Here is a 20,751-nt window from a genome sequence, read left to right as displayed (position 1 = left end):
GGAATGAAAGAAACAAGAGAGTTTTTAAAGAGTATGGGACTGCCTGAGGGAGATGCTTATGACCTTCCTACATCGGAAAAAAGATTTGCAGACGGTGCACAATACCGGTTTGAAGTGCCGGGGATCCAGGGTCCTAAAGTGATGGAGGCATTACTGGAGGCCATGGATAAATACGGGATCAGCCTGCATCGCGTGACCCAGACAAAAGGGATCATGATGCTGACAGACAATGAAATTATAGAGATGGTCCGTCTTGCAAAAGAGGCACAGACAGATTTGCTTCTGGCCATTGGGCCCAGGGCAACTACGGATACCAGCGCATCTGTCAATACACCGGAGGGAGTCCGCATGGGATACCGCCTGCGGGGACAAGAACAGATCGTACGCGCGGTAGAAGATGTAAAACGTGCTGCAGCGTTCGGCTGCCGGTCTTTCCTGGTATATGATGAGGGTTGTCTGTGGCTGCTGAATGAGATGCGGAAAGAGGGAGCTATCCCAAAAGACTGCCGCTTTAAGATCTCCGCCCACGCCGGTCATGGAAATCCTTGTTCAGCCAGGCTGTTGGAGATGATTGGCGCAGATTCCATAAATCCGGTGCGTGATATTCAGCTTCAGATGCTGGCAGCTATGCGTCAGGCAGTGGATGTGCCCATTGACATACATACAGAGAATCCAAAGTCCACAGGTGGTTTTGTACGGCACTATGAGGTACCGGAGATGATCCGCATAGCCGCGCCTATTTATCTGAAGACCGGCGGATCCGTGGCACAGACACACAGTTGGGAATCCTCTGCGGATGATGCACAGAAGCGTGCCAGACAGGTATCCCTTGTTAAGAGAATGATTGACAATTATTATCCGGAAGCAATCTGTTCGGAGAAAGGCTCAATAAGGTAACGAGAGATGAGACACCATAAATATAATCCCGATTTTGAATTCATAGTAAAGCCTGAGGAGTTTTCAAAATACTCAGATAAAGATATTCTGCAGTATTGTCTTGGGGCAACTATGTATATGCCGGGTACCAAGGATTTTTCTCAAAAGATATTAAACCACGAAATGCCGGGTCTTACCTCCATGGTCTTCTGTTTTGAGGATGCCTGTCCGGAAGGACAGGTGGAAGAAGCGGAAAAAAATGTCATTCATGTTCTGGATGTCCTGAGCACAGCGCTTGATAGCGGTGAACTGACATATGAGGATCTGCCTTTGATATTCTGCCGCGTGAGAAGTCAGGAACAGTTTATCCGTTTCGCAGAACAACTTACCAAGCATCATGTAAAGGCATTGACGGGAATCAATTTTCCTAAGTTCAATGCTCATAACGGCAATGTCTATATGTTCTACCTGAAACATCTCAATGAGAAATTCGGAGAGATTTTATACGGAATGCCTATCATAGAAGACCCGGAGGCTGCATTCAAGGATACAAGGATGACAGAACTCATAAGTATCAAGGAGATTCTGGACAAGTATAAAGATATTGTCCTGCAGGTTCGCGTGGGCGCAACAGATTTCTCCTCTTATTTCGGAGTGAGAAGAGGAGTGGATTACTCCATATATGACATACTGACAGTCAGGGAAATCCTGTCCGATATCATTAATGTCTTCGGGAGAAATAATGACTATGTTATATCAGGTCCTGTGTGGGAATATTTCCGGGCAAGCAAAAATATGATGTTCGACGAACTTCCAAGCTACGATATTGAGGATTGTCTGCTGAAGCGTATTCCCATAGTCAATACAGAGATTGACGGACTTCTAAGGGAAGTCATTCTGGATAAAGCCAATGGTTTTGTGGGAAGGACTGTTATCCATCCCACCCATATCAAGTATGTGAATGCGATGCAGGCAGTAACAGAGGAGGAATACCGGGACGCAGTCAATATTCTCAGCAGCGAAAAGGGCGGGGTGTTCAAAGGAGAGAACGGAAACAAGATGAATGAGGTGAAGCCTCATACCAATTGGGCCACCAAGATATATATGAGAGCACGTGCGTATGGGGTAATAGAAAATGAGAACAGTTATATCAGACTTTTTTCACCGGATGAGACACAATGAGATGAGGGAACAGATATGAAAATGCTGACTACACCCATTTCCGAGGAGACAGCAGAGGATTTACATATTGGGGATATGGTATTGCTGTCAGGGAGGATTTACTGCGGGAGGGACGCTGTCCTTCCCAAGATCTGTAAACTGATCGAGGAGAATACACTGTGGGAATATGGGATCGATCTGCGTGGAAGTGTTATTTTCCACACGGCAGTAAGCCCCGCCGGTGTGGGCCCCACATCCAGTAATAAGCTGGAAATCGAGAGCAGTTTTCCGGCTCTTTCAAGAGCTGGTGTTAAGCTGCATCTCGGAAAGGGAGCAATCGGAAAAAATACGGTTTCAGTGCTTGATACATGCAATTCCGTATATGCTGTGATTCCTCCAGTGACGGCACTGCTGGAGGAAAACACCATAAGCAGGCGCCTTGTGGCATTTCCCCATCTGGGAATGGAAGCCTTCTATGAGCTTAAGGTAAAAGAGTTTCCGGCTATTATAGGGGCAGCGCATAACAGGAGCATTTATTAAGGGAGGAAAAGGCATTATGAATTACGATGAAACAATTGTGAATAAAGTCAGTGAAACCCTTGTACGTGCAGGTTCCGTATTTCTTCCGGATAAAAAGGAAGCCTATGAAAGAGCGATTGCAGCAGAAAAGAATGAGAGGGCAAAGTGGGCCTTGGAGATTATTTTGAAAAACGCGCTGGCGGCTGAAAAAAACAGCAGTCCACTTTGTGACGATACCGGAATTCCCCATCTGCTTTTAGAGGCAGGGCGCCGGGAAGCGGTTACGGGACAAATGTTGGAATCCATTAGGGAGGGAATACGGCAGGGACTGAGAAAACTGCCGGGTCGCCCCATGGCAGTTAAAGGTGATGCTTATCACAGGATAGACCAGTCCCTTGGCATGGATGAGGACCCGGGTGCTCTTGAGGCGTCCCCCATACTGATAAGAAGTACAGAGGAGGATACGGTCAGGCTGCATGTGCTGATGTTCGGCGGGGGGCCTGCGATCAGGGGAAAGACTTACCGGATATTTCATAGACACAGTGTGCAGACTGTGCTGGATGAGATCGTTTCATGGGCAGCAGATGCCGCTGTGTTGCTGGGCTGCACGCCATGTACGCTTGCAGTTGGAGTGGGACGCTCACACTATGAGGCCTCATCTATGATGCTGCAGGCGCTTGTTGATGGAACCTATGACAGACAAAGCCATATGGAGAGAGAGATCACAGAGAGGGTAAATCAGGCCGGTACCGGACCTATGGGATTTGGCGGCAGCACAACAGTATTGGCCACTTTTATGAAGGTGGGTCCACAGAGAGCCAGCGGAGTGAGAGTGGTCTGCCTGAGGCCGTGCTGCTGCTTTGAACCGAGAAGAGCTTCGGTGGAACTCTGAAATTGTTACAGAAAGGAGGAGCGGTGTGAAAATACAAAGGACAAAAAACGCCACGAGGAATATATTTTTTGGGATCATGTACCGTATGGTTGCAACGCTGTGTCCTTTTGCAATGCGCACAATTTTATTGTATGTTCTCGGCGTGGAATATTTGGGACTGAACAGTTTGTTTACATCCTTGCTGAGTTTTTTATCCTTGGCGGAATTAGGTGTGGGAAATGCAATGGTCTATGCTATGTATAAGCCCATTGCAGAGGATGACACGGAATCAATCTGTGCCTTATTAAATTTATACAAACAGTTGTACAGAATTATCGGTACCATCATATTGTCAGCAGGTCTTCTGTTATTTCCTTTTGTTGGATATCTTGTGAAGGGATCTCATCCCTCAGATGTGAATTTATATATTTTGTATCTGATATATCTGTTTAATACAGTGATAAGCTATTATTTGTTTGGATATAAGCAGTCGATTTTAATGGCATTCCAAAGGAATGATATCATCAGTAAGCGCGCAATGATCGCGCGGATGATCATGTACCTCAGCCAGACTGCTCTTTTATTTGCTCTTAAAAACTATTATTGGTATATTTTGATGCTGCCGCTCTTTACCATTGCCACAAATTTTGCAAACAGCATTATTGTGGACAGGATTTATCCACAGTATTCGTGCAGAGGAAGCGTATCAAAGGAAACAAAGAACAATATAAAGCGGAATGTGCTTGCACTGATAGGCGGCAAATTAAGTGATATTGTACTGAATTCATCAGACAATCTTGTATTGTCTATGTTTATCGGGCTGTCCATGGTCGCCATGTATGATAATTACTATTATGTATTCAATGCTGTGACCGGTTTCATGCTTGTTATCTATAATTCCCTGACTGCCGGGCTTGGCAACAGCATAGAGACAGAGACCATGGAAAAGAATTACCGTGACTTTCAAATCCTGTCCTTTATCAATGCCTGGGTGATCACCTGGTGTTCTGCGTGTATTATGTGTTTGATGCAGCCGTTTATGAAGATTTGGGTTGGGGAGTCTCTTATGTTTCCCAATGCTGTAGTTGTATTGTTTGCTGTTTATTTTTATATTTATCAGAGTGAGAAGATAGTTCTTACTTATAAAGATGCGGCTGGGCTTTGGTGGAAGGACCGGTTCAGACCATATGTGGTTATGTCCGTAAACCTGGTATTCAATATTGCATCAGTTAAGATCATTGGAGTTTACGGGGTTATTCTCTCAACTATATTTAGTTTGCTCATATCTGTGCCATGGTCAGGACTGGTGCTCCATAAATACTTATTTGGGGTTAAGATCAAGGAATACGCAGCTGTTTCATTGAAATATCTGGGAACTGCAGTTACTGCCTGCGCAGCTACGTATGCGGCATGCAGTTTTGTGAAGGGAGGAAGCTATATACAGTTGATTTTAAGAGGCATCCTATGCTGTATTATACCAAATGTGATATTCCCGCTGTTTAATTACAGAAATTCTGCTATGGGTGCAACCGTAATGAAGGTAAGGAGAATATTGGGAAGTGCAGGTCTGTATCGGTGACAATATGAAGAAAAAGTTGATATTAAAATTTGATAAAATGCAGGTGTCAGTCATTCTCATTTTGTTGGTGACATGTTCCATGTGGTTTTTTGACGGAATAGTGGACAGCAACGTTCTTATTTTAACCATTCTCTCAGCCGGTGTGATTCTTCTTGGTTTCCCGAAAATAAGGATAGAAAAATATTCTCTTATACTGGTCTGTTATCTGGCGGGTATTTTGTTAAGCTTGTTTATCAACGGAGCATCTCTTCGGCAGGTATATCAGAGTGTGATAGTGGCACTGCTGATTTTACAGGCCATGTTAATGCAGTGCGGTCTCTGGGAATTGTCACATGGAATTAAGTGTATTGTATTAATAGGAGAACTGAATGCCGTGTTTGTAGTATTGCAGTTTCTGTTAAAAGACAGTTTTAATTCTATCTATTACCGTTTCTTATCAGCAGGTGCATTAGATATTGCAAAAACATATTATTCAAGAGGATATTACTTTGGAGTGAATTACAGGCCTCATGAAACTGCAGGGGCGATCAGCTTTGGAATTGTTGCGATTCTCTTGTGGGGGATTCTGCAAAGAAAGAAGCGGGGAAAACGGTTTGGACAGAGACGAAATTATATAGCAGCAGGTGTTATGATGGCGGCATTGCTTCTGACCGGAAAAAAAGGGATTATGGCCTGCCTGTTGATATCATGCATCTTAGTATTGCTTTTATTATTCGGCTCAAAAAAACAATGGCTCAAAGCCGGGAAAATGTTTCTTGGCATTTTTCTGGTGCTTTTAGTGATGGGATTTTATATAAGCACCCATCCCAATAATGCACTGGTCTATAGATTTGCGGTTTTTTTTCAGAATTTTTCATCGGGAGAACAGTTTGATTCCGGAAGAAGTGTCCTCTATGGTGAGGCGCTTCTGTTGTGGCACAGGAATATTTTCTGGGGAGTCGGATGGAGGCATTTTGCGGATCTGTCAGTAAGTGTCTTTGGACATCCAAAAACCCATGAAGTAAATTTGGATTATCTCCAGTTTTTGTGTGAAACAGGAATCACGGGATTTACTTTGATGATGATACCTATCCTGGTGATGGTCCGCAGAGCAGTATTTGTAGGACGGATGACGGTGAGGAGAACAAGAGAGGATGCTATACAGTGGATTGTGTTTTTTGCAGTATTTGTCCAGCTTTTTACCATGATCTATGGGTTTATAGAGGATCCGTTTTATGATGTGATGTTTTTTTCGGTATACATTTTTTCCTGTATTATCATTAATAATGCATACAGGAAAATCAGAAGAAAAAAAGGGATGGGCTGATTGGTTTTGAATCGCGATTTCCTGTGTCGGAAGGAGCAGACAGTGAACAGTAAAGGAAAAATATTTTATTTGTTAGGAAAGAGCGCATCGGGAAAAGATACGGTTTATGACCGGCTGCTCCAGGATGCCTCGCTATGCTTAAAACCTGTCGTTATATACACAACACGACCAATACGTACCGGAGAGATAGATGGGGTTACATATCATTTTCGCAATATACCGTTTTATAAACAATGTGAGAATGATATACACTTGATAGAAAGCCGTGTCTATGAAACAATGTTGGGTCCCTGGTACTATTTTACAATTGATGACGGACAGATTGATTTGGAAAAAAGCAGTTATTTAATGATAGGAACCCTTGAATCATATGAGAAGATGCTGAGGTATTATGGCAGCGGCAATATGGTGCCTCTGTATTTGGAAATCAGCGGCGCGGAACGTCTTCAGAGAGCACTTGACAGAGAAAAAATGCAGAGGGAACCTCATATCGATGAGATATGCAGGCGGTATCTGGCCGATGAAAAAGACTTTTCTGAGAGTAACCTTACTGCTCTCGGAATAAAAGTGAGATTTACCAATGAAAATCTGGAGAAATGTGTGGAGGAGATAAAAACATACTGCAGTCAGTTTCTGCGCGGAGTTTGAGCTTCGGACAGTGTACGATACAGGGATAGTGAGGAACGTGAGGATTACAGTTTGGTGTCAATACCTTTTGAAAATGTCACTTCTGTAAAAGGGCTTTTGCCATTTTACGAAGCAGACTGTTGTTTCTCAAAGTCTGCTGGCCGGTGAACCGGTTCATTTTGTTATGCGCGTAAAGAGCCGGTTTGGCAAGACACTGTGGCTGCAGATCAATGCAACCTGTGTGGACCGGCAGAATGGCTGTCCTGTTTATCTTGCTATTTTTATAGATATAACAGACGTGACAGAACTGCGGAAGATGCAGAAGCGGCTGACAGAGCAGACCGAAGCCTTGAAAGACGCTCTGTCGGTGGCGTAACATGCCAATCGGGCAAAGGCGGACTTCCTTTCCAGGATGAGCCATGAGATCCGTACGCCTATGAATGCCATTATCGGTATGACAACCATTGCGGCAGCTTACATTGATGACAGAAAAAGGGTGGCGGACTGCCTGGAAAAGGTGATCGAGTCTGTCACCTCCATTATTTATCCTCAGGCTGTGGCAAAAGGACTTAATTTTACAGTGCCGCTTTCCGGCGTTACCGATACTCTGCTCATAGGAGATTCCATGAGGCTGAATCAGGTGCTGCTGAATCTCCTATCCAATGCCCTGAAATTTACGCCGGAGAACGGGAGTGTTCTTCTGGAGATCCGTCAGCTCCAGCGCACGGACAGAAGGGTCCGCCTTCGTTTTACAGTGAGTGATACGGGGATCGGTATGAGTGAGGAGTTTATGGAGCGCATATTTAATCCCTTTGAACAGGAAAGTGCGGCTGTGGGAAGAAAATTTGGCGGAACAGGGCTGGGAATGCCCATCACTAAGAATCTGGTGACTCTGATGGGCGGTATCATCTCAGTCAAAAGTGAACTGGAAAAAGGGAGTACGTTTATTGTGGAGCTGGATTTTGACCTGTCTGTGTCAGACGGTGCCCCACAGGTGCAGTAACAGCCTGTTTTGGAATCTCTGAAGGTGCTTATTTCCGATGACGACCGTGACAGCTGTATCCACGCGTCCCTTCTTCTTGAAAAAATGGGTATCCGGGCTGACTGGGTGATGACGGGAGGGCAGTGTGTTGAGAAGGTAAGGAAAGCGCATGAGGTTGGGGAAGACTACGATGTCTGCATTATTGACTGGAAAATGCCGGATATGGACGGCATACAGGCGACCCGCCGTATACGTGACCTGGTAGGACCGGATACGCTGATCATCATTATCACTGCCTATGACTGGAGCGCCATTGATCCAGAGCACGGGAGGCGGGGGCAAATGCCTTTCTTGCAAAGCCTATTTTTGCCTCCACGCTTTATAATACCCTGTTGTCCGTCACCGGGATTGAGAAGGCGGTCATAATACCGGGAGAAAATTCTGACATACACAGACCAAATCTGAAGGGAAACTGTGTCCTGGTAGTGGAGGACAATGAGATCAACAGGGAAATTGCCATGGAGCTGCTGAAAATGACCAATATCACAGTGGATTATGCGGAGGACGGAAAAGAGACGGTGGATAAGTTTATGAAGAACGGAGACCGCTATAATCTGAACCTTATGGATGTGCAGATGCCGGTGATGGACGGATATGAGGCCACGGAGCTGATACGGAAATCTTCACATCCAAGGGCAGGAACCATTCCCATTATTGCCATGACTGCAGACGCTTTCCGTGAGGATGTAGTGCGGGCAGCCAGGGCAGGCATGGACGGACATCTGGCAAAACCCATTGACCAGGATCTGCTCTATCAGAAACTGACGGAGATTTTAAGAGGCAGCAGGATTTCATAAAAGTATTATAAATAAAAAGTGGGAAAATACCGGAAATGGTATTCCCACTTTTTTGCGAGTCTTTTTCTTGGGCAGACAGCAGAACAAGCAAACTTTTAATACACTTGAAGTTCATTGATGTATTTATCAATATTCTTAAGCTTATCCTCATTGGAACATCCGATTTTGTTGTTGATGTCAGCACACAACATCTCCGCAAGGAATTCCACACCCACATAAGAGTTAAAAAAGGTACTGCTGTTGAGGCCTACAGTGAAGACAATATCTGCGTATTGAGCCAGCAGCGCGCTTTGCTTGTCCGTGATGACCACAATGCCTGCGCCGGCGTCCTCTGCCATCTGGACAGCCATTTTGTCCAGTTTGGAATATCTGGGAAAGCTGTAGACAATGACACAGTCCTCTTTTCCGATGTCACTTAAATGGTCAATGACATTGGCATTGGAATCATTGGTAGGATATACATCCGGCAGCATGTGCTTTAAGAGAAAATAAGTATAGGCCCCCACACCGGAGTTGGCTCTTGAAGCAATGACGAATTTTTTCCGGCTTTTGATGATCAGATCAGCAGCTCTGTCAAAGGTTTCTCTGGAGTTGTTTTTCAACACAGAGGAAATGTTAGCCTCTGTGTTTACCAGGAATTCTTCCATAAAATTGGCCTCCCCACGCTCCATACTCATTTTCAGCCGCTCATAGGGAACGGTGATATTGCTGGACATGCTGTAGACCTTGTCTTTGTAGCTGTTCCGCAGATTCCGCTGAAAATCCATGAAACCGGAAAACCCCAGTGCCCTGGAAAAGCGGATGACAGAAGATTCACTGACATTAAGCTTCATGGCAATATCAGTGGAGGTCATAAAACAGGCCTCCTCTACGTTATCTATGATAAATTCTGCAATAACCTTGCCTGTCTTTGTAAGCTTGGTACTTTTGAGTAATTCTTTTATTTCATTCATGCAATTCCCCCAATTACATCCCTTTCCCAAGGGATTTTGTTAAATAATCAGATTTTTCAGAAAATTACGGGCTTCCTTTGTGTATGTTAAAATTGTAACATATATTATAAAAATTAGAATGGACAATTTAACTAAAAAAACTGTATTATTTTTTGTGAATCTGTCTTATTGCACAAATACTTGATGTGTGTTAAAGTAAAGCCATAGAAGAAATGAAGAAAATAAATCTTTTTATTTTAATAATGAAAAATATTATTCATAAATGTATCGGCAGCACGGTTACTTATTTCAGTAATTACATCATAGTATTTCATAAGTGTATCTCTTTGGAATTTCATAACCAGACGGTTTTGAAATAAATAAATCACCCAGTTATTCCGCGGCCTGGGATGTTTCCATAATAAGCGGAACAAAAAATATCAGGAGGATATGATTATGAGAGTAGGATGCGTGAAGGAAATCAAAAACAATGAGTATCGTGTGGGTTTAACCCCGGATAATGTTGTCTCCTATGTCAATGCCGACCATGAAGTTTATATTGAAAAAGACGCGGGTATTGGCTCTGGTTTTACCACAGATGAGTATGAAAAAGCAGGGGCCGTGATCCTTGACTCTGCGAAAGAAGTCTGGGATAGATCAGAAATGATGATAAAAGTAAAAGAGCCGCTGGAAGAGGAGTACAAATATTTCCGCGAGGGGCTGATCCTTTACACATACCTGCATCTTGCTGCTGACCGCCCCCTTACGGATGCTCTGCTGACATCAAAAGTAAAGGGTGTTGCATATGAAACCCTGATCGAGAGAAACGGCAGTCTGCCACTGCTGGCACCTATGAGCCAGATAGCAGGACGCCTGAGTATTCAGGAAGGCGCAAAATATCTGGAGAAACCTTTCGGCGGTTCCGGAGTTCTGCTCTCCGGCGTACCTGGCACGCCAAAGGCCAATGTTGTCATTTTGGGAGGCGGCAACGTTGGTACCAATGCCTGTAAAATTGCTGTGGGAATGGGAGCGAATGTGACGATCACAGATATCAGCCTGAGCCGGCTTGCGTATCTGGATGACATTTTTGGTGCCAGGATCCAGACACTGTACAGCACAGACGCTGCCATTGAGAATGCAGTGGCTAATGCGGACTTGGTCATCGGTTCTGTGCTGATCCCGGGAAAGGCAGCCCCCAAGATTATGAAGAAGGCATACCTGAAGAAAATGAGACCGGGAAGTGTGATCGTGGACGTTGCCGTGGACCAGGGCGGATGCTGTGAGACGACAAAAGTGACTTATCACGATGATCCGACTTTTGTTGTAGACGGTGTTGTGCACTATTGTGTGGGAAATATGCCGGGTGCGGTACCAAGGACCTCCACCATCGCCCTGACCAATGCAACTTTAAAATACGGTCTTGAGATTGCACAGAAGGGCCTTGAGACAGCATGCAAAGAAAATAACGTTGTGTATTCTGCTATTAATACGTATAATGGATTCAGTACATGCAAAAATGTATCGTTAAGTTATAATATGGAAAATACAGATGTTACAACCTTGTTCTGATACTATCACTTATATTACATAAAGTATTTACAGCGCGGCAATAGGTTAAAGACAGATGTCGGTTTTCGTACCTTTGCCGCGCTCTTTTTATCACTGGATATACGATTGGAGGTAGATTTATGGATAGTATTCTGCATTTGCTGGAAAAAGTACAGGCAGTCGTCTGGGGACCGCCTACTATGATTTTATTGATCGGGACAGGTTTATATTTTACGTTAAGACTGAAATGTCTGCAGGTTGTGCATCTTCCGAGAGCGCTGCGGTATATTTTTGAAAAAGAGGAGGGCGAAGGAGATGTCTCCGCATTTGGCTCCCTCTGTACTGCGTTGGCGGCCACCATTGGAACCGGCAGTATTGTGGGTGTTGCCACTGCGCTGCGGGTGGGTGGCCCGGGTGCGCTTTTCTGGATGTGGGTCTCCGCCTTTGTGGGGATGGCTACAAAATACGCCGAAGGTCTTCTGGCGGTAAAATACCGCACAGTTGATGAAAACGGCCAGATAGCCGGCGGCCCTATGTATTATATCCAAAATGGTATGGGAAAGAGATGGATCTGGCTTGCGAAGATGTTTGCCTTTTTTGGTATCATTACAGCCCTTCTGGGCTGCGGAACCTTTCCTCAGGTAAATGCCATCACAGAGTCCGCAAGTGAGGCTTTCCATCTTCCAGTTGCAGCTATAGGGGTTGTGGTGACTATAGCAGTGGCTGCGGTTGTCCTGGGAGGACTAAAATCAATCTCCCGTGTGGCGGAGCTGGTGGTTCCGGTTATGGCGGCTGCTTACGTGATAGGGTCATTCGCGGTACTTTTTGTGAATGCCTCCGCGATTCCGCAGGCCTTTGCAGTTATCTTTGAATCGGCTTTTACACCTCATGCTGTACTGGGCGGCGCCGGCGGAACCATTATGATCTCTGTGATGACTGCCATGCGAACAGGATTTGCAAGGGGCATTTACACCAATGAGGCAGGTCTTGGAAGCTCCCCCATTGTTGTGGCGGCGGCAAAGACGAAATCCTGTGTGCGCCAGGGACTTATTTCCATGACAAGTGTGTTCTTTACCACGATCATTATCTGTACCATGACAGGTATTGTGGTGATCACTTCCGGTCTGTTGGAGACATCAGAGCTGGACGGGGGCCTGCTTTCAAACGCGGCCTTTAATGCCAGCCTTCCGGGGGATATCGGGATGTACATGGTCACCATCGGTCTTATTTTTTTCTCCTTTACCACCATCATCGGCTGGTGTTATTACGGGGAGCGCTGTCTGGTATACCTGTTCAACAGCGTGAAATACATACTTCCTTATAAAATGGTTTATATTGCGTGTATCGCGGTGGCTCCGTTTTTATCCCTGAAACCTATCTGGCTTCTGGCGGATATCACCAATGCCTGTATGGCTTTTCCAAATCTTATCGGACTTCTGGGGCTGAGTTCTGTGGTGATCGCAGAGACGAAAGCTTTTTTCAAGGAAGAAAGGGAGAAGGACAAAGAGAAGGAACGCGGGATTGCCCCCACATGATATGTATATACCGCACCCGAGTGCTTTGGGTGCGGTATAATTTTGTTGTCTGTCCGGTCAAGGATTGATTTTTGCAGAGGGATTCATCCCAGAGATTCCCTGCAGATTTCTGCATTTGCAATTTTGGGTGCCGGCAGCAGTTTTGACAGGATCACACCCGTAAGTATGAAACCGGCTCCAAGATAATCTGTCCAGTCCAAGATCTCATGTAAGATAAGAAAGGATAGGACAGCAGAAAATACAGGTTCCAGGGAAAAAATCAGTCCGATCTTCTCCGCTGTGGTATATTTTTGAGCCACGGACTGTGCGATAAAGCCATAGGCGCTGCAGAACAGCCCCAGACACAGAACGGCTGCCCACTGTACAGGAGATGACGGAAGTGCTGGTTTTTCAAATAACATCATACAGATGACAGCACATGCGGCAATGACTCCAAACTGGATCATGCTCAGAAGGAGAGTGTCCGATGTTTTTACTGTTCTTTCAAGAAGAAGAATGTAAACAGCGTAAAAGAACGCGCCTGCAAGACAATAAAAGGACCCGCCTGTGAGGGAAAGTCCGCTTTTGGCCGTTAGAAGATACAGCCCTGATCCGGCCAGGGCAATGCTGAACAATACCAGTCTGTGAGGGAGCTTCTTCCGGATAAGGCTCTCCAAAATGGGAATAAAGATAACAGTGGTGCTGGCTAAAAACCCTGCTGTGGAGGCTGTGGTGCGGTTGACCCCATAAACCATACCGAAAAAGGTTAGAAATAAAAGAATTCCCATCAGAATCCCTTTCACCATGTCTGAACGTTTGGCAAGGCGGTATTTGGGAAAGAAGATCAGCGTCATAAAAAGAAAGGCAATGCCAAAGCGCAGCGCGATCAGATTAAATGGGGCAATGCTCCCCAGTCCTATTTTCATCAGCAGATAAGATGAACCCCACACGAAAGAGACGCTGACCATCAGAAGCTCGGCTTTTTTGCTGTTCATATTGTTTCCCGCCTTTCCTGCACGTACAGATCGGCAATGGAGTAAAGTGCTGCTTCACCGGCAATCAGAACCCTGTCCCCGGAAAAACGGCAGTACAAAATTCCGCTTCTTTCGGAAGCCTGCAGTGCACGGAAATCTTGTTTTTTCAGTTTTTCTGCCCATAGAGGTATTACATGACAGTGCCCCGAACCGCATACAGGGTCTTCGCTAACCTTTAATTTTGGTGCAAAGGAACGTGTCACACAGTCAAACATTTTCCCCTCTGCAGTGATGTGAAGCAGCAGTCCGGGCAGTTGTTTTATGTATTCCATGTTGGGCGCTGCTTTCCGAACATATTCTTCCCGTTCCATGACACAGACCAGGTCCCGCCCAAGCCACGCCTCATCAGGCATAAATCCTATTGCTTCGGCCATTGCTTCTGTGACCGGTACCGGACTTAAAGGAAAAGAGGGCAGATTCAGTTCATACTGCCGGCCTTTTTTTCTAACAGTCAATTCTCCGCTTTTTGTCTGAAAGGATATCTGATTTAGGTCTCTGACTATAAAACGCATCAGCACATAGGCAGCAGCCAGCGTGGCATGACCGCACAGACCGATTTCACCTCCCGGAGTAAACCAGCGCAGTTCATAAATAATATCTCTTCTGACTATAAAAGCTGTTTCAGACAGATTATTTTCCCCTGCAATATTCTGCATCAGGTCATCTGGGAGCCACTGGTCTAAAAGGCAGACGGCAGCAGGATTTCCTTTAAAAACAGTATCCGTAAAAGCATCCACAACATAGCATTTCATATTCGTTCCATCTCCTTGTCTTTGGTTTGATTTTAGTATATACTGGATTTTAAAATAAGGGAAATAAATAGATATTATATAAATATGCAGAAAGGTTATTTGAGAATGCAGCGATATATAGCACTTCAAAAGATAGTTGAGTTGGGAAGCTTTACAAAGGCAGCCAATTTGCTGGGGTATACACAGCCTGCCATGAGTCAGATGATATCGTCATTAGAAAAAGAATTGTCCGTAAAACTTCTGTATCGTTCCCGTTATGGTGTCCATCTGACGCTGGAAGGGGAAAAGCTGTATCCGTTCATCCAGAGGACAGTGGCACAGTACCAGGCCATGCAGGAGATGGTTAAGGAAATCAAAGGGCTGGAGTCCGGTGTGATTAAGATCGGTACATTTTCCAGTGTATCGGCTCATTGGCTTCCGAAGCTGATCAAAAAATTTCAGATTCAGTATCCGAATGTGCAATTCATACTTCATCAGGGGGACTATACTACAATTCCCGAGTGGGTACGTATCGGGGAGGTTGATTTTGGATTTGTCAACCCGGATGCCGTTACAGGGATAAAGACCCATCTGATCAAGGAAGATACGCTTATGGCCGTGCTTCCCACAGAGCATCCCCTTAGAAAACAGAGTTATGTCACTATGCAGGATCTGGCAAAAGAGCCGTTTTTGCTTTTGGAGGAAGGGGCATTCAGTGAGACGATGACAGCGTTCCATGCCGAACATATAGAGCCGGATATCAAGCTGCGCGTCCATGATGATTACTCCATTTTATCCATGATCGAGGAGGGGCTGGGGGTGAGTGTGATTCCGGAACTGATCTTGCGCAAGTCCAGCCACCAGGTGGCTGTGCTGCCCATTAAGCCTGTTGTGAAGAGAAAGATAGGGATAATTACACAAGATAAAAATACCATTCCCATTGCAAGTAAAGTTTTTATTAGATTTTTATTGGATAATGTGGATATTTTGCCTTGATGTATTGTAGGTGGAGGTTATTTTAATGAAAAGCACTGGTTTGACGCGCAGATACTGTTCTCTGATGGGAAAACGGCTGTTCATAAGAACAGCCGCACCATACAATTGAATAGAAAACAGAACACAAAGCCTAAAACCGTTGGAATAAGAAATGCCAAAAATGTCCATTTCAAGCTGTGGGTTTCTTTTTTTATGGTTAAAAGAGTTGTGGCACAGGGCCAGTGCATCAAAGTAAATAAAAGCATAGAGACAGCAGTGAAACAGGTCCAGCCGTTTTGGACAAGTAACGTATGCAGGCTTGCAAGACTGCCGGAATCGGTCAGTGTCCCCTGCGCTGTATAAGCCATGATCATGATAGGCACCACAATCTCATTGGCCGGCAGTCCGAGGATGAAAGCCAGCAGGATGATTCCATCCAGTCCCATAAGCTGTCCGGCAGGTTCCAGAAATCCGGCAAAATGCAGCAGAAGGGAAGTGCCGCCCACATTAACATTTGCAAGTACCCATATAATAAGCCCAGCAGGAGCCGCAGCGATCAGTGCCCGCCAAAGTACGTGAAGGGTGCGGTCCATAACAGAACGCACCAGTACCCTGAAAAACTGGGGGCGCCGGTAAGGCGGAAGCTCCAAGGTAAAAGAGGAAGGAACCCCTTTCAATACTGTTTTGGACAGAAGCCAGGATGAGAAAAATGTCATAAAAATGCCCAGTAGTATGGTGGCTGCCAGCAGAAGGGCAAGAGATAAGGAAGTAAAAAGCCCGGTGCCTGCAGCAAAAAACATAGTGAGTACAGCTAAAATCGTCGGAAACCTTCCATTACAAGGAACAAGGCTGTTCGTCAGTATGGCGATCAGACGTTCCCTGGGAGAGTCAATGATGCGGCACCCGGTAACGCCTGCCGCATTGCATCCAAAGCCCATGCACATGGTGGGGCAATATATGGATATAAAAATCAAGCAAAGCCCTCCTGTCAAGATACACCCTGTGCACAAAAGGAGCATAACTTTCTTCTGGATGCGGTAGAATAAGTAAAAACAGAAGAAAGGAAGCAGGAAAATGAAAAGAGATATCCAGAAAATCTTAAAAGAGTATGAAAAACATTTACAGTATCAGGAACGCAGTCAAAAGACAATCGAGAAATACATCCGTGATCTGCGTGCTTTTTTTATATTTCTGAACGGAAAGAAAATAGAAAAAGAAGCAGTGCTGAAGTGGAAAGAAACGCTGAGAGAAACTCATGCGCCTGCCAGTATCAATTCCATGCTGGCTGCTGTGAACGGATATCTGGAATTTACAGGTGTGCCGCAGATGAAGGTGAAACCCCTGAAAATGCAGAGGGAAATTTTCTCAAAACCGGAAAAAGAACTGACCCGTGAGGAGTATGTACGTCTTGTAAAAACGGCAGAGCAAAAAGGGAACCGTAGACTTTCTCTTTTACTGCAGTCTATCTGCGCCACGGGGATCCGTGTATCGGAACTGCAGTATATCACCAAAGAAGCCCTGTGCACCGGGCAGGCTGCTGTAACGTGCAAGGGAAAAAACCGCGTTGTATTTCTGCATCGTGACTTATGTCGTGCGCTCCGGAATTACTGCAGGGAGACAGGCATTGTGAGCGGCCCTGTATTCCGCACAAAAAGCGGCAGGCCCCTGGATCGGAACAATATATGGAGAGATATGAAGTCCTTATGTGGAAGTGCAGGGGTGGAACCGAAAAAGGTATTTCCACATAATCTGCGCCATCTGTTTGCAAAGGCCTATTATATGCTGGAGAAGGATCTGGTAAAACTGGCGGATCTATTGGGACATGCAAATATTTCCACAACGCGTATCTATACAATGGAGAGCGGAAAAGAGCATTTGAGACAGCTTGAAAGGATGGAACTTGTTATTACCACGTGAAATGACTGCATAATGGTGATTATGCCATCATGCATTTGGAATCCTCAATGAATTTTACATAGTGATATTCTAACATATCTGATACGGAAATACAAATTTTTGATCTGCCGGCCTATTTTCTGTCGGTTTTAGACGCCTGAGGGATAAGAGAACATGGAAAAAAGACCGGGGCCTTTATTTTCCACACACCGGTCTGGTTTTCATGTTTTTTCCAAACAGTAATACTGCCTTTCTGAAGGGAGAACAGGCATCCATGCAGAATCGCCTGCGGTGATGGGGCTTTTGCCTGACTGTCGGACGTTTTCTTACGGTCAGCGCAGTAAAATGTGCAGACCTACGGAATCGTTATGAAATTTTACAGCATAATCACCATTATGTACTCAATCCATCAATGAACCGATTACATATAAAATCGATAGTACATAGGAGGATTGAGAAATGAGAGGCGGAGATTTTTTTATTCATGTGGAAAACATCAGAGATCATACTCCGGAAGGGTGGATCATGAATCCCAATTATTGTGAAATACTTAGATTTCATGATTTGGGGGATATGCTGCTGAAAATAAACCGGATTTTAACATATCTGGAAATAAGCGGTGAAAAGTCTGCGGAGCTGCCGGAATATCATTCCCTGCAGGACTGCGGTTTTGGAAAGAATGCAGTGTGCTTTTATCTGCTTCAGGTGCTGTATACACAGCATAATAGCTGGCAGGGGCAGCTCAGGGGAGCGGACGGCAGACAGACGTATTTCAGAAGTGCGCTGGAAGCGCTGTGCGTGATGAATGAGGGAATCTTGGAGAACGCGGACAGATAGCGGGAAAAGACGAATTAGTCATGGCAGTATCGCAAACTTGTAATGGAAAATCAAACAGGATAGCTTACAATGTAAATATCAGCAGAAGCGGATGTTACAGCAGCTATGCATAGTTTGAAAGGAGATTGACAATGCGGTTTACAGACGGATTATGGGAGTCGAGAAACGGGTATAAGCTTCACAGGGCCCATTCCCTGTGGGAATGGAGAGCAGAGGATAAACAGGTTCATTTCATGGTACCCTGTACTGAGATCCGTTCGCTCAGAGATACGATATCCGGGCCGGTCCTCCATTTTACCATCACTGCCCCGAGAAAGGATATACTGGCTGTGAAAGTATACCATTTTACAGGCAAAAAGGAGCGCGGTCCTGTTTTTGACCTGGATGTTTCCTATATTGACACCCAGGTATGTGAGACAGAGCAGGAGATCCTTATAACAAATGGTAAGATGAAGGCAGTGGTGAGTAAAACAGGAGATTTTGGGATCGCCTTCTATTATGACGGGCGTTTTCTGACAAAATGCGGGGAAAAAGGTACGGCCTATGTCACAGACGCAGAATATGAGGCGGATAAACTGTGTGATTATAACGGAAGAAACGGGAGAGACAGCCGAAACGAAAATTATATCCGGGAAATGCTGAGTCTTGACGTGGGGGAATACATTTACGGTCTGGGCGAGCGTTTTACTTCCTGTATCAGAAACGGACAGTCAGTTGACTGCTGGAACCGTGACGGCGGTTCCAACGGAAATCAGGCATATAAGAATATTCCTTTTTATCTGTCCAGTAAAAGCTACGGTATCTTTGTAAACACTCCTGCCAGGGTGGGGTTTGAGGTGGCAAATGTAAGTGTACGCCACGTGGAGATCGCGGTACAGGAGGAAGAACTGGAGTACATGGTGATAGGGGGCAGTGAACCAAAAGAGGTTCTGTCAAATTACACAGCTCTCACCGGAAGGACACCCATTCCCCCTGCCTGGACCTATGGTCTGTGGATCTCTACAAGCTGGATGCCTGACTCAGATGCGCAGATCACACTGGATACTATTGATAAAATGAAAGAATATGAGATTCCGCTGTCCGTATTTCATTTTGACGCCCGCTGGATGGATGATTATAAATGCTGTGATTTTGTCTGGTCAAAACGGTACGGGGATGCCAAGAAACTGCTGGATGCCATCCATGAGAGAGGCGTAAAGGTCTGTGTCTGGATCAATCCGTATATAAGCCAGGAGTCTTATCTGTTTCAGGAAGGGAAAGACAAAGGATATTTTCTAAAGACAAAGGACGGGGATGTGTGGCAGTCAGATAACTGGATGTCAGGGATCGCAATTGTGGACTTTACAAATCCTGAGGCGGTACGTTGGTATCAGGATAAACTGGGTGCCATACTGGATATGGGCGTAGATGCTCTTAAGACGGATTTCGGAGAGCGGATCCCTAAGAATGTGGTCTATTTTGATGGTTCGGACCCTGCGAAGATGCATAATTATTACCCATATCTCTATAATCAGGCGGTATACGAACTGATTCGGGAGAAAAAGGGGGAGGGATGCGTATTTTCCAGGTCAGCTACAGCGGGAACCCAAAAATTCCCCTTTAACTGGGGCGGAGATAATGAGGCTTCGTATATCTCCATGGCAGAAAGCCTGAGAGGCGGCCTGTCACTGTGCCAGTCAGGATATGGGTATTGGGCCCACGATATCAGTGGATTCTGTAAGACCGCAACACCGGACTTGTATAAACGTTGGGTGCAGTTTGGAATGCTCTCCACGCACAGCAGGCTTCACGGGGAGCAGAGTTACCGGGCGCCCTGGTATTTTGATGAGGAGTCCTGCCGGGTATTGAAAGAATTTACCAATCTGAAATGCAGGCTAATGCCTTATCTGTACAGCAAGAGTGTTCAGGTTTTGGAGGAGGGAGTTCCTCTGATGCGAGCCATGATGCTGGAATTCCCCAAGTGTCCCACCTGTCTGCATCTGGAGAGGCAGTATATGCTGGGGAGTGATCTTCTGGTGGCCCCCATTTTCAATGAAAGCGGTGAGGCGGAATTTTACCTGCCGGGGAAAGGCCAGTGGACCAATTATCTGGACGGTGAAATCCTGGGAGGCGGTAAGTGGTATAACAAAGCGTATGATTATTTCCATATGCCGCTGTTTGTCCGTCCGGGAAGCATACTCCCTGTTGGGGCAAAGGCGGACACACCGGTTTATGAATATGCGGATGGGATCACATTTAAATTGTATGAAATTCCCGAAACTTTTGAAAAGGACTGCAGAGTCTATAATACTTCCGGGGAGATGGTCCTGAAACTGAATGTGAATCGTAGAGGAGAAAAAATAAAACTGGAACTGCAGGGACAGAGGAAAAATGTCTTTGTACAGCTCATAAATGTCACTGACATTAGAAGTGACAGGGAAATACAGAAAGTAAGTGTTGAAAATGGTATTCAGTTCGAGATGCGGGAAGATACCATGGAGTTTGTATTGGAATAAGAACCGTAGCG

General features: G+C 45.3%; 16 protein-coding genes and 2 pseudogenes. 14 read left to right on the top strand and 4 right to left on the bottom strand.

What is annotated here, in order from left to right; translation table 11 throughout:
* The first annotated feature begins 3 nt into the window (after positions 1-3).
* The 8 genes and pseudogenes from BLCOC_RS21025 to BLCOC_RS27660 form a co-directional block, all read left to right on the top strand.
* On the top strand, positions 4-897 hold the full coding sequence (locus tag BLCOC_RS21025) for a peptidase (protein ID WP_115623271.1): 894 nt from the start codon (positions 4-6) through the stop codon (positions 895-897).
* A 6-nt stretch (positions 898-903) separates the two neighbouring features.
* Positions 904-2,058, top strand: a complete 1,155-nt coding sequence (locus tag BLCOC_RS21020; RefSeq protein ID WP_115623270.1) for an HpcH/HpaI aldolase/citrate lyase family protein — start codon at positions 904-906, stop codon at positions 2,056-2,058.
* Positions 2,059-2,073: 15 nt separating this feature from the next.
* Positions 2,074-2,577: a fumarate hydratase C-terminal domain-containing protein gene (locus BLCOC_RS21015; RefSeq protein WP_115623269.1), complete on the top strand. Its 504-nt coding sequence runs from the start codon at positions 2,074-2,076 to the stop codon at positions 2,575-2,577.
* A 16-nt stretch (positions 2,578-2,593) separates the two neighbouring features.
* Positions 2,594-3,448, top strand: a complete 855-nt coding sequence (locus tag BLCOC_RS21010) for a fumarate hydratase (protein ID WP_115623268.1) — start codon at positions 2,594-2,596, stop codon at positions 3,446-3,448.
* A 25-nt stretch (positions 3,449-3,473) separates the two neighbouring features.
* Entirely contained in the window at positions 3,474-5,006 is a 1,533-nt protein-coding gene (locus BLCOC_RS21005) for a lipopolysaccharide biosynthesis protein (protein ID WP_115623267.1), read from the top strand.
* Positions 5,007-5,010: 4 nt separating this feature from the next.
* Positions 5,011-6,312 carry an O-antigen ligase family protein gene (locus BLCOC_RS21000; RefSeq protein ID WP_131918303.1) on the top strand — a complete coding sequence of 434 codons (1,302 nt, stop codon included), beginning with the start codon at positions 5,011-5,013 and terminating at the stop codon, positions 6,310-6,312.
* 42 nt (positions 6,313-6,354) lie between these two features.
* On the top strand, positions 6,355-6,960 hold the full coding sequence (locus BLCOC_RS20995; RefSeq protein WP_165907183.1) for a guanylate kinase: 606 nt from the start codon (positions 6,355-6,357) through the stop codon (positions 6,958-6,960).
* A gap of 130 nt (positions 6,961-7,090) precedes the next feature.
* A pseudogene (locus BLCOC_RS27660) lies at positions 7,091-8,778 on the top strand (response regulator); the annotation flags it as partial.
* 95 nt (positions 8,779-8,873) lie between these two features.
* Here the strand turns inward: BLCOC_RS27660 and BLCOC_RS20985 are convergent.
* The gene (locus BLCOC_RS20985) at positions 8,874-9,731 is read right to left on the bottom strand and encodes a MurR/RpiR family transcriptional regulator (RefSeq protein ID WP_115623264.1); all 858 of its coding nucleotides are present in this window, start codon (positions 9,729-9,731) and stop codon (positions 8,874-8,876) included.
* A gap of 435 nt (positions 9,732-10,166) precedes the next feature.
* Between BLCOC_RS20985 and ald the strand changes: the two genes are divergently transcribed.
* A complete protein-coding gene (gene ald, locus BLCOC_RS20980) occupies positions 10,167-11,279 on the top strand; it encodes an alanine dehydrogenase (protein ID WP_115623263.1) in 1,113 nt (370 codons plus the stop codon).
* A gap of 119 nt (positions 11,280-11,398) precedes the next feature.
* Entirely contained in the window at positions 11,399-12,793 is a 1,395-nt protein-coding gene (locus tag BLCOC_RS20975) for an alanine/glycine:cation symporter family protein (RefSeq protein WP_029468119.1), read from the top strand.
* Between the two features lie 83 nt (positions 12,794-12,876).
* On the opposite strand, the gene BLCOC_RS20970 is transcribed toward BLCOC_RS20975, so the two are convergent.
* Both BLCOC_RS20970 and BLCOC_RS20965 read right to left on the bottom strand, forming a co-directional pair.
* Positions 12,877-13,767 carry a DMT family transporter gene (locus BLCOC_RS20970; protein ID WP_115623262.1) on the bottom strand — a complete coding sequence of 297 codons (891 nt, stop codon included), beginning with the start codon at positions 13,765-13,767 and terminating at the stop codon, positions 12,877-12,879.
* Positions 13,764-14,558, bottom strand: a complete 795-nt coding sequence (locus BLCOC_RS20965; RefSeq protein ID WP_115623261.1) for a PhzF family phenazine biosynthesis protein — start codon at positions 14,556-14,558, stop codon at positions 13,764-13,766. The genes BLCOC_RS20970 and BLCOC_RS20965 overlap by 4 nt, the downstream gene beginning before the upstream one ends.
* A 105-nt stretch (positions 14,559-14,663) precedes the next feature.
* On the opposite strand from BLCOC_RS20965, the gene BLCOC_RS20960 reads away from it, so the two are divergent.
* Positions 14,664-15,533 (top strand): LysR family transcriptional regulator, encoded by an 870-nt coding sequence (locus BLCOC_RS20960; RefSeq protein ID WP_115625458.1) that lies wholly within the window; start codon positions 14,664-14,666, stop codon positions 15,531-15,533.
* Between the two features lie 80 nt (positions 15,534-15,613).
* Here the strand turns inward: BLCOC_RS20960 and BLCOC_RS20955 are convergent.
* A pseudogene (locus tag BLCOC_RS20955) lies at positions 15,614-16,459 on the bottom strand (nucleoside recognition domain-containing protein); the annotation flags it as partial.
* Positions 16,460-16,586: 127 nt separating this feature from the next.
* On the opposite strand from BLCOC_RS20955, the gene BLCOC_RS20950 reads away from it, so the two are divergent.
* From BLCOC_RS20950 to yicI, 3 genes are all read left to right on the top strand, one after another.
* Positions 16,587-17,429: a tyrosine-type recombinase/integrase gene (locus BLCOC_RS20950; protein ID WP_115623260.1), complete on the top strand. Its 843-nt coding sequence runs from the start codon at positions 16,587-16,589 to the stop codon at positions 17,427-17,429.
* 438 nt (positions 17,430-17,867) lie between these two features.
* Positions 17,868-18,245, top strand: coding sequence for a hypothetical protein (locus BLCOC_RS20945; RefSeq protein ID WP_115623259.1), 378 nt, complete (start codon positions 17,868-17,870; stop codon positions 18,243-18,245).
* Positions 18,246-18,376: 131 nt separating this feature from the next.
* A complete protein-coding gene (gene yicI / locus BLCOC_RS20940; RefSeq protein ID WP_115623258.1) occupies positions 18,377-20,740 on the top strand; it encodes an alpha-xylosidase in 2,364 nt (787 codons plus the stop codon).
* The last annotated feature ends 11 nt before the right edge of the window (positions 20,741-20,751 follow it).

It is taken from the genome of Blautia coccoides (genome assembly GCF_034355335.1).
Lineage (GTDB): Bacteria > Bacillota > Clostridia > Lachnospirales > Lachnospiraceae > Blautia > Blautia producta.
This window is presented reverse-complemented; position numbering and strand designations above follow the sequence as displayed.